The 12,849-nt window shown below is 73.0% G+C and carries 14 protein-coding genes; 5 read left to right on the top strand and 9 right to left on the bottom strand.

What is annotated here, in order from left to right:
• Positions 1-983, top strand: a 983-nt coding sequence (locus tag ONA70_RS28640; RefSeq protein ID WP_265009597.1) for a hypothetical protein, incomplete at its 5' end; no start/stop codon positions are given.
• Between the two features lie 183 nt (positions 984-1,166).
• Here the strand turns inward: ONA70_RS28640 and ONA70_RS28635 are convergent.
• A complete protein-coding gene (locus ONA70_RS28635; RefSeq protein WP_265009596.1) occupies positions 1,167-1,481 on the bottom strand; it encodes a hypothetical protein in 315 nt (104 codons plus the stop codon).
• Positions 1,482-1,831: 350 nt separating this feature from the next.
• Here ONA70_RS28635 and ONA70_RS28630 point away from each other — a divergent pair, with 350 nt between their 5' ends.
• Entirely contained in the window at positions 1,832-2,629 is a 798-nt protein-coding gene (locus ONA70_RS28630; protein WP_265009595.1) for a helix-turn-helix domain-containing protein, read from the top strand.
• Positions 2,620-2,820 (top strand): DUF397 domain-containing protein, encoded by a 201-nt coding sequence (locus tag ONA70_RS28625; RefSeq protein WP_406601255.1) that lies wholly within the window; start codon positions 2,620-2,622, stop codon positions 2,818-2,820. Before ONA70_RS28630 ends, ONA70_RS28625 begins: the two co-directional genes overlap by 10 nt.
• Positions 2,821-2,952: 132 nt before the next feature.
• On the opposite strand, the gene ONA70_RS28620 is transcribed toward ONA70_RS28625, so the two are convergent.
• The 7 genes from ONA70_RS28620 to ONA70_RS28590 form a co-directional block, all read right to left on the bottom strand.
• Positions 2,953-3,369, bottom strand: a complete 417-nt coding sequence (locus ONA70_RS28620) for a type II toxin-antitoxin system VapC family toxin (protein WP_265009599.1) — start codon at positions 3,367-3,369, stop codon at positions 2,953-2,955.
• Positions 3,351-3,605 carry a FitA-like ribbon-helix-helix domain-containing protein gene (locus ONA70_RS28615; protein ID WP_265009594.1) on the bottom strand — a complete coding sequence of 85 codons (255 nt, stop codon included), beginning with the start codon at positions 3,603-3,605 and terminating at the stop codon, positions 3,351-3,353. Before ONA70_RS28615 ends, ONA70_RS28620 begins: the two co-directional genes overlap by 19 nt.
• A 66-nt stretch (positions 3,606-3,671) precedes the next feature.
• Entirely contained in the window at positions 3,672-4,454 is a 783-nt protein-coding gene (gene uppS, locus ONA70_RS28610) for a polyprenyl diphosphate synthase (RefSeq protein WP_265009593.1), read from the bottom strand.
• Positions 4,455-4,558: 104 nt separating this feature from the next.
• On the bottom strand, positions 4,559-6,505 hold the full coding sequence (gene dxs, locus ONA70_RS28605; protein WP_265009592.1) for a 1-deoxy-D-xylulose-5-phosphate synthase: 1,947 nt from the start codon (positions 6,503-6,505) through the stop codon (positions 4,559-4,561).
• Between the two features lie 70 nt (positions 6,506-6,575).
• Positions 6,576-7,769 (bottom strand): anhydro-N-acetylmuramic acid kinase, encoded by a 1,194-nt coding sequence (locus ONA70_RS28600; protein WP_265009591.1) that lies wholly within the window; start codon positions 7,767-7,769, stop codon positions 6,576-6,578.
• Between the two features lie 13 nt (positions 7,770-7,782).
• Positions 7,783-9,021: a class I SAM-dependent RNA methyltransferase gene (locus ONA70_RS28595; RefSeq protein ID WP_406601256.1), complete on the bottom strand. Its 1,239-nt coding sequence runs from the start codon at positions 9,019-9,021 to the stop codon at positions 7,783-7,785.
• Positions 9,022-9,023: 2 nt separating this feature from the next.
• Entirely contained in the window at positions 9,024-11,090 is a 2,067-nt protein-coding gene (locus ONA70_RS28590; protein ID WP_265009590.1) for an APC family permease, read from the bottom strand.
• A 155-nt stretch (positions 11,091-11,245) separates the two neighbouring features.
• On the opposite strand from ONA70_RS28590, the gene ONA70_RS28585 reads away from it, so the two are divergent.
• Both ONA70_RS28585 and ONA70_RS28580 read left to right on the top strand, forming a co-directional pair.
• Positions 11,246-11,911, top strand: coding sequence for a potassium channel family protein (locus tag ONA70_RS28585; RefSeq protein ID WP_265009589.1), 666 nt, complete (start codon positions 11,246-11,248; stop codon positions 11,909-11,911).
• A gap of 3 nt (positions 11,912-11,914) precedes the next feature.
• Positions 11,915-12,604, top strand: a complete 690-nt coding sequence (locus ONA70_RS28580; RefSeq protein ID WP_265009588.1) for a potassium channel family protein — start codon at positions 11,915-11,917, stop codon at positions 12,602-12,604.
• A gap of 46 nt (positions 12,605-12,650) precedes the next feature.
• Here the strand turns inward: ONA70_RS28580 and ONA70_RS28575 are convergent.
• Positions 12,651-12,849: DUF3159 domain-containing protein (locus ONA70_RS28575; protein WP_265009587.1), on the bottom strand; the 199-nt coding region annotated here is incomplete at its 5' end.

The raw sequence follows: 12,849 nt of genomic DNA, 5'->3' as shown, positions 1-12,849 counted from the left end.
ACTGGCGCTCGCCGGTGGACGACCGGGCGCACCTGCCCTCGTCCGGCCTCCTCTTCGCCGGCGTGGTCGGCGGGGCGCCGCTGGCCCTGGTCGCCGCCGACGTGCCCGGCGAGAGCGCCTCCTGGCTGCTGCAACTCCACCCCGACGGGCATCGGTGGCGGGTCGGCCACGCCACCGAGTACACCGATCCCGGCTACCTGGTCTACTCCGACGTGCTGCCGGTCCAGGTCAAGAACGGTCGCCGCTACCTCACCTCGGCCCGGGTGGAGCGGCTGCTCGGCCCGGACGGCCGCCCGCTGGCCACCACCGACGGCGTCAGCGACCCGGTCCCCGTGCCGGACTGCCGGGCGGTGGAGCTGACCGCGACGCTGCGCGCCACCCGGTCGCTGCCGCGCGGCCGGGCCGCGGATCGCCTCCTCGACCTGGGTACGGGCACCGCCGACCCCCGCTATCCGCTGGTCCGCGACGAGACGGGCTCCGGCCGGCGGGCCCTGACCGGGCTCGACACCTGCCTCCTCGCCGATTCCCGGGGGCCGTTCGGCAGTGTGCCGCGCCGCATCGGCGACCGGAGTGCGCCGCGCTCCGCGCCCGAGTCCTGGCCGATGGCGAAGATCGCCGTCCGGTCGCTCGGCGAGGTGGCGCTGGGCGGCGGCGAGCCGGGCGACCTGGAGCAGCTGACCTGGGAGAGCGCCACCGACACGATGACCGCGGTGGTCTACCGGCCGGCCGACGGCGGGACCCCGGTGGTCTCTCCCGCCGACCGGTCCACCACCCTTCAGGCGTACTACCTGCCGGTGCCGGGGCAGCCGCTCGCCGTGCTAAGCTGGCGGACCAACCGGGACGCCTCGTTCGCCGCGCCGCCCGGCACGCAGCGACTGGTGGAGCGGCCGGGCCTCGTGGTGGTGCCGCAGCCGGACCGCACCCAGACGTTCAGCCTGGCGGGTACGGAGAAGACCTGGTACCGGTCGGTCGGGGGACGCTGACCCCTTGCCGGTGCAGATCTTGATCGCCGAGCACCTGTGCGGTCAGGTGCCGCGCCTGCCGGCTGGTCGCCCAGTCCACCTGCCAGCATGGGTACGGCGTGAGTCGCGACCACCAGGCCCGGCAGCCAGTGCACATGCCGTCCACGCCCGCCAGATGCACCGCCAGAACCCGCCGCTCGCTGCTCATTCCGGCAGCTCGATGATCGACCGCCGGAACGGGCTCCACCCGAGGAAACGCCGGTACATCTGCTGCGGGCCGGGGCCGTCGTGCGGGTTCAGGTGGTACAGGTCGCGCATCGATTCGTACATGAGGCCGGCGAGGTAGATGGTCAGGGCGGGAAGGTTGCGGTCGTACTCGGCCTTGAGGGCGAGCCGGGCGTGCGCGCAGGGCCAGGGTTCACCGTCGGCCCGGCAGGCCCACGAGGGGCGCAGCGGCGTGTGCGGCGTACTGGGCCCGTAGCTGCGTGGGCGATCGGGCACGGGTCCCGGTCCGGGCATCGGCAGCCTCGTCGTGATCACGGGCGGCCCCCGTTCGCGCGCCACTGTTGAGCCGGAGTCAGGTTGCCGGCACGACCGGACTCGAGACGGGGCAGCGACGCGGTGGGCTGCCAGGCCCACGCGGGTGGGCAGGACGCCCGCGCCGCCGGGGTCGGGTTTTTCCGCCGGGACCATCGGATACGCACCGGAACCTCCTCGAAGGGACTGTGCGGAAGGGATCCGCACCGGCGACAGTCTGCTGAGGACTCGACTACTGTCGACAGATGCTCGCCCCATCCGTGCAGGTCAGGTGGGGAGTTGGGCAGCCGTGGGCAACCCGCCGTCGAGGCTGAGCAGAGGTTGGGGAAGCGATGGGGACCGCAACGAACTACGTGCTCGGTGAGCTGCGCCTGTTCCGGGCGTCGGTCAAGCTGAGCCAGGAGGAGTTCGGCCGGAAGATCGGCTACTCCGGGTCGCACGTCAGCTCGGTCGAGACCGGCGGACGCGCCCCGACCAGGGAGTACACCAAGGCGATTGACGACCAGTTCGCTACCGGCGGGCGATTCGAGCGGATGCTCCGGGAACTGGCGCGGCTCGACACCGATCCGGCGTGGCTGCGGGAGTGGATCGAGTTCGAGCGGGAGGCGACCACGCTGCGCTGGTTCGAGCTGGCCTACCTCCCGGGCCTGCTCCAGACCGAGCGGTACGCCCGCGCGACCCTGGCCGGCGGCCGGTTCACCGCCGAGGAGTGCGACCGGATCGTGGCGGGTCGCATGGAGCGGCAGGCCGTCCTGAGCCGGCAGCGCCCGCCGCAGCTCATCGCGGTCGTGGACGAGTCGGTGCTCCGCCGGCCGGTGCTCGACGCGCCGGGTCTGATGGCGGAGCAGCTCGACCACCTGGCGGAGCTGGCGGCGCTCGAACACGTCCAGGTGCACGTCGTGCCGGTCGACGCCGGCATGTACCTGGGGCTGGCCGGTCAGTTCATCATCGCGGAACTGCCCGACGGCACCCGGGTGGCCTATGCGGACAACCAGCTCAACGCGCAGATCGTCGACGCGCCGGCCGACGTTGCTAGGCTGGCGAAGACGTGGGAGATCGTGCGGAACGAGGCGCTCCCCCGCCGGCAGTCAATCGAACGGATCAAGGAAGTGGCGAAGTCATGGACGTGACCACCCCTCAGTGGCGGAAGTCGACCCGGTCCGGCGGCAACGGTGGAGCCTGCGTGGAGGTCGCCGACAACCTGCCGGGCGTCGTGCTGGTGCGCGACACCAAGGACCGCGACGGCGGCACCCTGCACCTCAGCCCGGCGTCGTGGCGGTCCTTCGTGGACCTCGCCAAGCGGATCGGCCCCGTCGGCTGACGTACCCGTGACGGAAGCCCTCCAGCGGTCGCGCTGGGGGGCTTTCGCGCTGCGGTGGCACTCGGAGCTGCACGGAGGATGGTCGGGCCGTCGGTCACGGACTCGACGCGGATGAACGTCCGACTTCCGTGGTCAGGAAGCACCGACCAGCCGTATCTCGCAGCGGACTCCATTCGCCTTCGCGAGCCGGGCATCACCTGTCACGAGCGGACATGCCAGCATTTCCGCTGCCGCGACATACGCCGCGTCGTACGCCGTGACGTTGCCGCGTAGCTGCCATATCCGGTCGAGCAGCATCGCGGCATTGACCTCGTCGATGACCAACGACGGCAGCGTCTCGACCGCCTCCTGAGCCCGGGAGAGGCCGAGCTTTCCCCCGAGGGTCTTGCCACAGATGACAGACATGACCTCGACCAGAAGGTGACCAGGGGCCGCCCAGTGCGGATCCTTGGTCAGCTCGGCCCGCGCCGCATCCCCGACTGGACCATCGTCGACCAGGGCATCGGCGAGTACCGACGCGTCCACGACGATCACGCAGCGTCTCCCCAGGTGCCGCGCCGCTCCCGCTCGTCAGCAAGCTCGGCCGCGCTCTCTCCGGGGAGGGAGCGCGCTCCGTCGGACCTGCCGGCAAAGCGATCGAGCACTGCGGTGTTGCGCAAGCGTCGGGCCTGCGTCTCGATCAGTTCCAGGAGATATGCCTGCAGCGACTGGCCACGCGCCTTAGCCTGAGCAGCCAGGGCGTCCCGAACCTCTTCCGGCACGTCACGAATTTGCAGGGCAACCATGCATTCATTATGCATGCATCGCAGGCCTTCCGTCGAGAAGAATCGCCAGCCCGATCCCGTTGGCCGTCATGCCCCGAATCGCCGGCTGCGCGTCCCGTAGGAACGCAGGGCACGCAGGAAGTCGATCTTTCGGAAGCCGGGCCAGTACACGTCGCAGAAGTACAGCTCGGAGTAGGCGGCCTGCCAGAGCAGGAACCCGGACATCCGGCGTTCGCCACTCGTGCGGATGACGAGGTCGGGGTCGGGCCGGCCGCCGGTGTACAGGTGCGCCGCGACGTCCTCGACCGTCAGGCGTCGCGCCACGTCGTCGGGCGTCGCGCCGGCTCGTGCCGCCTGGTCCAGCAGGGAACGGACGGCGTTGACGATCTCCTCGCGGCCGTCGTAGCCGACGGCCATCGTGAGGTGGAAGTCGCCACCGCGCTCCCCGGTGGCGTCCTCGGCCAGCTTCAGGGCGTGGCGGGTCGAGTCGGGCAGGACGTCCAGGCGGCCCGCCAGGTGCAGCCGCCACGGGTTGCGCGGGTGCAGGAGCGGCTCCGCGACGATCTCCTCGATCATCCGCATCAGGTGCTCCACCTCGTCCGACGCCCGCTTGCGCACGTTGTCGACGGAGGCGACGTACAGCGTGACGTGGTGGATGCCGAACTCGGCACACCAGCTCAGCACCTCGTGGATGTGCTCCGCCCCGTACCGGTGGCCCAGCCTCGGGTCGTCGAAGCCCATCTGCCGGGCCCACCGGCGGTTGCCGTCCATCGCCATGGCAACGTGCCGCGGCCGTGGTACGTCGGCCAGTTGGGCGCGCAGGCGGCGGGCGTACAGCTGGTAGGCGACGCGGCGAATGGACTCGATCATGACCAGATCAAACCACGGGTGGGGTCGGCCACGGCCGCACGCCGCCGTACCCGGAACGGAACGGGCGGCCCGGCTGATCCGCGGCCGCCCGTTCGCCGGTCCGGTCAGTTCTTGGCGGTGGCCTGGTCGGCCGCCGGGTCGACGGGCTGGGCGTCGAGGCCGGAGATCCAGCCGGTGACGTCGCGGGCCACGTCCTGGGCGGTGAGGCGCAGGTCGGCCAGGATCTGGGCGCGGGTGCCGTGCGGGTGCCAGTCGGCCGGCACCCCCAGGTCCCGCAGCGGCACCCGGACGTCGGCGTCCCGCATCGCCTGGCCGAGCGCGTCGCCGACGCCGCCGACCCGGACACCGTCCTCGACGGTGACCACGAGGCGGTGCGCGGCGGCCAGCTCGACCAGCTCGGCCGGGACCGGGCGGACCCAGCGCGGGTCGACCACGGTGACGCCGTAGCCCTGCTCGGCGACCCGGGCCGCCACCTCCACACCGAGCCCCGCGAACGAACCGACCGCGACCAGCAGCACGTCGGTACGCGCCGACTCGGTCAGCACGTCGACCGCGCCGACCCGGCGGACGGCCGGCAGGTCGGCGGCGACGGTGCCGGTCGGGAAGCGCAAGATGGTCGGGCCGTCGTCCACGGCCACCGCCTCGCGCAGCTCCTCGCGGAGGCTGGCCGAGTCGCGGGGCGCGGCGATCCGCAGGCCGGGCACCACGCCGAAGACCGACATGTCCCAGATGCCGTAGTGGCTCGGCCCGTCCGGGCCGGTGATACCGGCCCGGTCCAGCACGAAGGTGACCGGCAGCTTGTGCATCGCCACGTCCAGCAGGACCTGGTCGAAGGCGCGGTTGAGGAAGGTGGCGTAGACGGCGACGACCGGGTGCAGGCCGCCCATCGCCAGGCCGGCCGCCGAGGTGGCCGCGTGCTGCTCGGCGATGCCGACGTCGTACACCCGTTCGGGGTACTTGCGGGCCAGGGTGGCGATGCCGGTGGGCTCGGCCATCGCGGCGGTGATGCCCACCACGTCCGGACGCTCGTCGGCGATGGCGACCAGCTCGTCGGCGAAGACGTGGGTCCACTTCACCGACGGCGCGGCGACCAGCTGGCCGGTCTCGACGTCGAAGGCGCTACTCGGGCCGTGCAGGCAGTCCGCCTCGTCCTCCTCGGCCGGGCGGTAGCCGTAGCCCTTGCGGGTGACCGCGTGCACGATCACCGGGCCGCCGAAGTTTCTCGCCGCGCGCAGCGCCGACTCGACCGCGGTGACGTCGTGGCCGTCGACCGGGCCGACGTACTTGATGCCGAGGTCCTCGAACATGGCCTGCGGGGCGACCGCGTCCTTGATGCCCTTCTTGACCGCGTGCAGCACCTCGTACATCGGCTTGCCCACGAACGGGGTGTTGCCGAGCGCGTCCTTGACGGTGTCGAGCACCTTCTCGTAGCCGGGGTTGAGCCGCAGCGAGGAGAGGTGGTCGGCGAGGCCGCCGATGGTCGGCGAGTAGGACCGGCCGTTGTCGTTGACCACGATGACGAGGGGGTTGCCGGCGGTGGCGATGTTGTTCAGCGCCTCCCAGCACATGCCGCCGGTCAGCGCGCCGTCGCCGACCACGGCCACCACGGCGCGCTTCTCGCCGCGCAGCGCGTACGCCTTGGCCAGCCCGTCGGCGTAGGACAGGGCGGTGGAGGCGTGCGAGTTCTCAATTAGGTCGTGCTCGCTCTCCGCCTGGTTGGGGTAGCCGGAGAGGCCACCGCGCTGGCGGAGCTTGTCGAAGCCCACCTGCCGGCCGGTGAGGATCTTGTGTACGTAGGCCTGGTGGCCGGTGTCGAACAGGAGCCGGTCGCGCGGCGAGTCGAAGACCCGGTGCATCGCCAGGGTCAGCTCGACCACGCCCAGGTTGGGGCCGATGTGCCCACCGGTGCGGGAGACCTTGGCGATCAGGAAGTCACGGATCTCGGCCGCGAGGATGTCCAGCTGCTCGGCCGTCATCCGCTTCACGTCCTGCGGGCCCCGGACGGTGCCCAGCAACCGACCGTGGTTGGCCGTGCCCTCTTCAACACTCATGACGGAAGAGTCTATCGGCCGTCTCACAGCGCGCAGCCCGACCGTGGATCTTCCCAGCTGGCGGCCCGGATCAGGAGCCGATCACCAGCCGCTGCGGCGGAGCCGGTGGGGCTGCCGCCCGGGCCGGGCCGGCCGGGGTCCAGGAGCCCAGCACGGCGGCCCGGGCGGCGCCGGTCACCGACGGGATGGCACCCGGCAGCCCGTGCCAGGAGAGCCAGCCCAGCAGGGCGAACGCGTACGCCTCCTTCGCCTGCGCCGGCACCCCCAGCTCGTCGGTGGTGCGCAGCCGCCACCGACCCTCCCCGAGCGCGGCCAGCCGGGCGCGGAGGGTGGGATTGCGCACCCCGCCGCCCGCCGCGACCACCTCGGTCACCCCGTGCCGGTCACAGGCGTCGGCGACGGTCCGGGCGGTCAGCTCGGTGAGGGTGGCGAGCACGTCGTCGGGGGCCACCGGCCCGCCCAGGGCAGCCAGCCGGTCGTCCAGGTAGCCGGCGTGGAACAGTTCCTTGCCGGTGGACTTCGGCGGCGGCACGGCGTAGTACGGCTCGGCGAGCAGCAGCGCCAGCAGGCCCGGGTGCACCCGCCCGGCCGCCGCGTGCGCCCCGTCGAGGTCGCAGGGCCGGTCCAGGAAGCGGCGGGCGGCGGCGTCCAGCAGGGCGTTGGCCGGGCCCACGTCGTACCCGAGGACGGGCGCGCCCGGGGCGACCACGGTGAGGTTGGCGATCCCGCCCAGATTGAGTGCGGCACGCGGCGCAGTGCCGCCTGAGCCCCGCGCGGCGCGCGAGGCGGTGGCCGGGTCGAGCAGCAGCGCGTCGAAGGCCGGCACCAGCGGGGCGCCCTGCCCGCCGGCCGCCACGTCCGCGGACCGCAGGTCGTGCAGCACCGGTACGCCGACGCGCTCGGCCACCCGGGCCGGCGCGCCGAGCTGGAGGGTGCCCCGGACCCGACCCGCCTCGACCCAGTGGAAGACGGTCTGCCCGGGCGAGACCACCGCGTCGACGGCGCCGCCGGCCAGCTCGACGCCGGCCGCCGCCGCCTCGGCGAAGACCTCGCCGAGCCGGTTGTCCAGCCGGCAGACCGCCTCGATCGTGGTGGCCGCCGGGGGCAGCAGCGCTCCGATCTCGGCCCGCAGCCCGTCGTCGTAGTCGAGGCTGCGGTGCCCGAGCGGGCGCAACCGCAGCGTCTCCCCGTCCCGGGTGAACTCGGCCGCCACCACGTCCACCCCGTCGTACGAGGTGCCTGACATCAGCCCGACGATCTTCACCGGGCCAGGCTAGTCACCGTGCTGGTGGGAGGAACAGCCCGACCAGCTCGACGTGCTGGGTCATCGGGAACAGGTCGAAGCCGCGCAGCGCGGCCAGCCGCCAGCCGAGCCCGGTGAACGTGCGCACGTCCCGGGCGAAGGCGGCCGGGTCGCAGGCCACGTACGCCACCGCCCGCGGGCCGGCGGCGACGATGTCGCGCACCACCGGGGCGCCCGCGCCGGAGCGGGGCGGGTCCAGCACCACCAGGTCCACCGGGCCGGTGACCCGGCGGCGGGCCAGGGCGGTCTCCACCCGGGCCGCGACCACCTCCACCCGGGGCAGGTCGGCCAGGTTCTCCCGGGCCGCCGCCACGCCCTGCGGCGCCGACTCGACCAGGGTGACCCGGGCGTCGCCGACCCGGCCGGCCAGCGCCGCGGCGAACAGGCCCGCGCCGCCGTACAGGTCCCAGGCGGTCTCGCCGGGACGCGGGTCGAGCAGCTCGAGGACCGCCCCGACCAGGGTGTCGGCCGCGGCCGGGTGCACCTGCCAGAAACCGGACGCGGGCAGCGTCCAGTCCCGGCCGGCGGCCACCTCGCGGACCCGCTCCGGCCCCCACACCGGGGTCGGCTCCCCGCCGGCGTACGCCACGACGCTGACGTCCCCGCCGGTGGAGGCGACCGTCTCGACCGCGTCCGCATCCGGCCAGCGGGCCCCGCTGGGGACGAGCACCGGCAGCTCCTGGATCGCCGGGTGGGCGATCAGGCAGCGGTCGACCGGCACCACCTCGTGCGAGCGGTGCTTGAGCAGCCCGGCCCGGCCGGCGCCGTCCACCGCGTAGCGGACCCGGGAGCGCCAGCCCAGCGGCCCGCCGGGCAGTGCCTCGACCCGGACGCCGAGCGCGTCGAGTTCGGCGTCGGTGCGGCCGCCCAGCCGCGTGAGCTGCTCGCGCACCACGGCCGCCTTCCAGTCGAGCTGCGCCCCGGGGGCGACGTGCTGCAGGTCGCAGCCGCCGCAGCGGCCCGGCTTCGCGTACGGGCAGGGCGGCTCGACCCGGTCCGGGGAGGCGGCGAGGATCTCCACCGCGTCGGCCCGGGCGAAGCCCCGGTGCAGCTCGGTCACCTCGGCCACCACCCGCTCGCCGGGCAACGCGTGCCGGACGAAGACCACCTGGCCGTCCACCCGGGCCACGCAGTGCCCGCCGGGGGCCACGGCGTCCACGGTCAGCTCGACCCGCTCGGCCTCCTCCAGCCCGTGTCGGGCCTCGATCGGCACGGTCACCGGCGGTCCCCGGCGGCCGGGCCGCTCTCCCCGGTCGGGGCGGAGACCGGAGACACGGCCGGCGGCAGGGTGCTGTGCGGCGCCACCCGGGGCCCGCGCGCCGGCCCCCGGCTGAGCGTGGCGTCCAGCCGGTCCAGGTTCTTGCTGGCGGTCGAGGCGAGCTGCCAGGGGACGCTGGTCACCATCACGCCCGGCTCGAAGAGCAGCCGCCCCTTGAGCCGCAGCGCGCTCTGGTTGTGCAGCAGGTTCTCCCACCAGCGGCCCACCACGTACTCCGGGATGAAGACGGTGACCACGTCGCGGGGCGACTCCCGCCGGACCGAGGCGACGAAGTCGAGGATCGGCCGGGTGATCTCCCGGTACGGGGAGTCGATCACGGTCAGCGGCACCGGCAGCTCACGCCGCTCCCAGTCCGCCTGCAGGTCCCGGGTGTCCTTCTCGTCCACGTTCACGGTCACCGCGGTCAGCGTGTCCGGCCGGGTGGCCCGGGCGTACGCGATGGCCCGCAGGGTCGGCTGGTGCAGCTTGCTGACCAGCACGATGGCGTGGTTGCGGGCGGGCAGCACGGCCCGCTGCTCGGTCGGCTCCAGCTCGGCGGCGATCCGGTCGTAGTGCCGGCGGATGGCCAGCATGAGCAGGTAGATCACGCCCATCGCGGCGATCGCGATCCAGGCGCCGAGCAGGAACTTGGTGACCAGCACGATGATCAGCACCACGCCGGTCAGCGCCATGCCGAAGGTGTTGATCGCCCGGGAGCGGATCATCCGCCGCCGCGCCTCCGGGTCCCGCTCGGTGCGCAGGTGCCGGTTCCAGTGCCGGATCATGCCGGCCTGGGAGAGGGTGAACGAGACGAACACCCCGACGATGTAGAGCTGGATCAGCCGGGTCACCTCGGCCTGGAAACCGACGATCAGCACCACCGCGAAGACGGCGAGGAAGACGATGCCGTTGGAGAAGGCCAGCCGGTCGCCCCGGGTGTGCAGCTGGCGAGGCAGGTAGCGGTCCTGGGCGAGGATCGAGCCGAGCACCGGGAAACCGTTGAAGGCGGTGTTCGCGGCCAGGAACAGGATCAGCGCGGTCATCGCGGCCACGATGTAGAGCAGCACCGAGCCGTTGCCGAAGACCGTCTCGCCGAGCTGGGCGGTGACGGTCTTCTGCACGTACCCCGGCGGCCCGGAGATGATCTGGGACGGGCTCTCGACGAACTGCAGGCCGGTCCGCCGCGCCAACAGGATGATGCCGACCAGCATGCTCACCGCGATGGTGCCGAGCAGCAGCAGCGTGGTCGCCGCGTTCCTCGACTTCGGCGCCTTGAACGCGGGCACGCCGTTGGAGATCGCCTCCACGCCGGTCAGCGCGGCGCAGCCGGAGGAGAAGGTGCGCAGCAGCAGGAAGATCAGCGCGAAGCCGGTGACGTTGTGCTCGGCGTGGATCTCCAGGCCGGCGCTCGGCGCCCGCAGGTCGTCGCCGAGCACGAAGATCCGGAACAGCCCGGTGAGCAGCATGCCGCCGATGACGATCACGAAACCATAGGTGGGGATGGCGAACGCGGTGCCCGACTCGCGCAGGCCGCGCAGGTTCATCGCGGTGAGCAGCACCACCGCGCTGACCGCGATCAGCACCTTGTGGTCGGCCACGAACGGCACCACCGAGCCGAGGTTCGCCACGCCCGAGGAGACCGAGACCGCGACGGTGAGCACGTAGTCGACCAGCAGCGCGCTGGCCACCGCGAGCCCGGCGCGCGGCCCGAGGTTGACCGTGGCCACCTCGTAGTCGCCGCCGCCTGAGGGGTAGGCGTGCACGTTCTGCCGGTAGCTCGCCACCACCGTGAGCATCACCACGACCACGGCGAGCGCGATCCACGGCGAGAGGAGGAACGCCGACGCGCCCGCGATGGAGAGCGTCAGCAGGATCTCGTCCGGGGCGTACGCGACGCTGGACAGGGCGTCGGAGGCGAAGACCGGCAGCGCGATGCGCTTCGGCAGGAGGGTGTGCTGGAGGCGGTCGGACCGGAACGGTCGACCGAGGAGTAGTCGCTTCAGCAGCGAGGTGGGTCTGGCCACAACCGCCAAGGGTACGACCACCGCGCGCCGAACGCCGGGGGTGCCTGATCACCCTCGTGCGCGCCCACGCGGTACGGTCGGTCCCCCGCCCGCGGCGGGGACGTGGCAGGCTCGCAGACGACGGCCAGCGGGCGCACCTGGGAGGAGCGGACACCGTGCATGTCGTGATCATGGGCTGCGGCCGGGTCGGATCGACCCTGGCGCACAGCCTGGAGTCCCGGGGCCACTCGGTGGCGGTGATCGACCAGGACGCCGACGCGTTCCGCCGGCTGGGGCCCGACTTCGGCGGGATCACCGTGACCGGCGCCGGCTTCGACGGCGAGGTGCTGCGCCAGGCCGGCATCGAGCGGGCCGACGCCTTCGCGGCGGTTTCCAGCGGCGACAACTCCAACATCATCTCGGCCCGGTTGGCGCGGGAGACCTTCGGCGTCTCGCGGGTGGCCGCCCGGATCTACGACCAGCGCCGCGCGCAGGTCTACGAGCGCCTCGGCATCCCCACCGTGGCCACCGTCCGGTGGACCGCCGACCGGATGCTGCGCCACCTGGTCCCCGAGGGGAACGTGGAGATCTTCCGCGACCCGACCAGCACCGTGTCGATCATCGAGGTGCCGGTGCACAAGGACTGGGTCGGCCGGCCGCTGCGCCAACTGGAGGACGCCGCGGGCGCCCGGGTGGCCTACCTCATCCGGTTCGGGATCGGCACGCTACCCACCGCCTCCACGGTGGTGCAGGAGGGCGACCAGGTCTTCATGCTGGTGACCGACGACATCATCGGATCGGTCACGTCGGTGGCGGCGGCGCCGCCGGAAGGAGGGCACTGAGCGATGCGCATCGCCATCGCGGGCGCCGGCAACGTGGGCCGGTCGATCGCCCAGGAGCTGATCGACAACGGGCACCAGGTCATGCTGATCGAGCGGCAGCCCAAGATGCTGCGGCCCGACCGGGTGCCGGCAGCCGAGTGGGTGCTCGCCGACGCGTGCGAGCTGGCCAGCCTGGAGGAGGCCAACGTCGCCGGCTGCGACGTGGTGGTGGCCGCCACCGGCGACGACAAGGTCAATCTGGTGGTGTCCCTGCTGGCCAAGACCGAGTTCGCGGTACCCCGCGTGGTCGCCCGGGTCAACCGGGCGGAGAACGAGTGGCTCTTCACCGAGCAGTGGGGCGTCGACGTCGCGGTGAGCAAGCCGCGGGTGATGGCCGCCCTGGTCGAGGAGGCGGTCACCGTCGGCGACCTGGTCCGGCTGATGACCTTCCGGCAGGGCGAGGCGAACCTGGTCGAGATCACCCTGCCGCCCAGCGCCCCGTACGTGGGCCAGCCGATCCACGCGGTGCCGATCCCCCGGGACGCCGCCCTGGTGGCGATCCTGCGCGGCAAGCGGGTGCTGGTGCCCAGCCCGGACGACCCGATCGAGGCCGGCGACGAGCTGATCTTCGTGTGCACGGCGGCGGTGGAGGACGAGGTCCGTGGCGTGATCCTTGGCCCGGACAGCGTCGAGCGCACCCGCGACCGGGCCTGACCCGCGTCACTCCCGCCGGCCGGCCCCCGGGTACGGCCGGCGGGGCTCAGGCCCCCGGCAGCGGCGTCGTCGGCGCGGTCTCCCGGGTGACCCGGCGCACCGCCCAGACCGTGATCAGCAGCAGCAGCGCATACGGCGGGTAGCCCAGGGCGAGCCGGGCCACGCCCAGCGCGGTGTCCTGGTGGGCCAGGTAGAGCCCGGCCCGACCAGGTGCAGGAACCGGTCGGGGCCGGCGTTCTCGACCA

Origin of the sequence: Micromonospora yasonensis (assembly GCF_026013475.1) — a bacterium.
GTDB classification, from domain to species: domain Bacteria; phylum Actinomycetota; class Actinomycetes; order Mycobacteriales; family Micromonosporaceae; genus Micromonospora; species Micromonospora yasonensis.
Note: the sequence above shows the minus strand (reverse complement) of the source record. Positions and strands in the feature narration are given on the sequence as shown.

What these genes read in the sequence shown, in the direction of transcription:
- ONA70_RS28625 (WP_406601255.1), top strand. Translation starts at nt 2,620, where the DNA reads ATGGACGTGACCACCCCTCAGTGGCGGAAGTCGACCCGGTCCGGCGGC.
- ONA70_RS28635 (WP_265009596.1), bottom strand. Translation starts at nt 1,481, where the DNA reads ATGCCCGGACCGGGACCCGTGCCCGATCGCCCACGCAGCTACGGGCCC.
- dxs (WP_265009592.1), bottom strand. Translation starts at nt 6,505, where the DNA reads ATGAGTGTTGAAGAGGGCACGGCCAACCACGGTCGGTTGCTGGGCACC.
- ONA70_RS28630 (WP_265009595.1), top strand. Translation starts at nt 1,832, where the DNA reads ATGGGGACCGCAACGAACTACGTGCTCGGTGAGCTGCGCCTGTTCCGG.
- ONA70_RS28615 (WP_265009594.1), bottom strand. Translation starts at nt 3,605, where the DNA reads ATGGTTGCCCTGCAAATTCGTGACGTGCCGGAAGAGGTTCGGGACGCC.
- uppS (WP_265009593.1), bottom strand. Translation starts at nt 4,454, where the DNA reads ATGATCGAGTCCATTCGCCGCGTCGCCTACCAGCTGTACGCCCGCCGC.
- ONA70_RS28580 (WP_265009588.1), top strand. Translation starts at nt 11,915, where the DNA reads ATGCGCATCGCCATCGCGGGCGCCGGCAACGTGGGCCGGTCGATCGCC.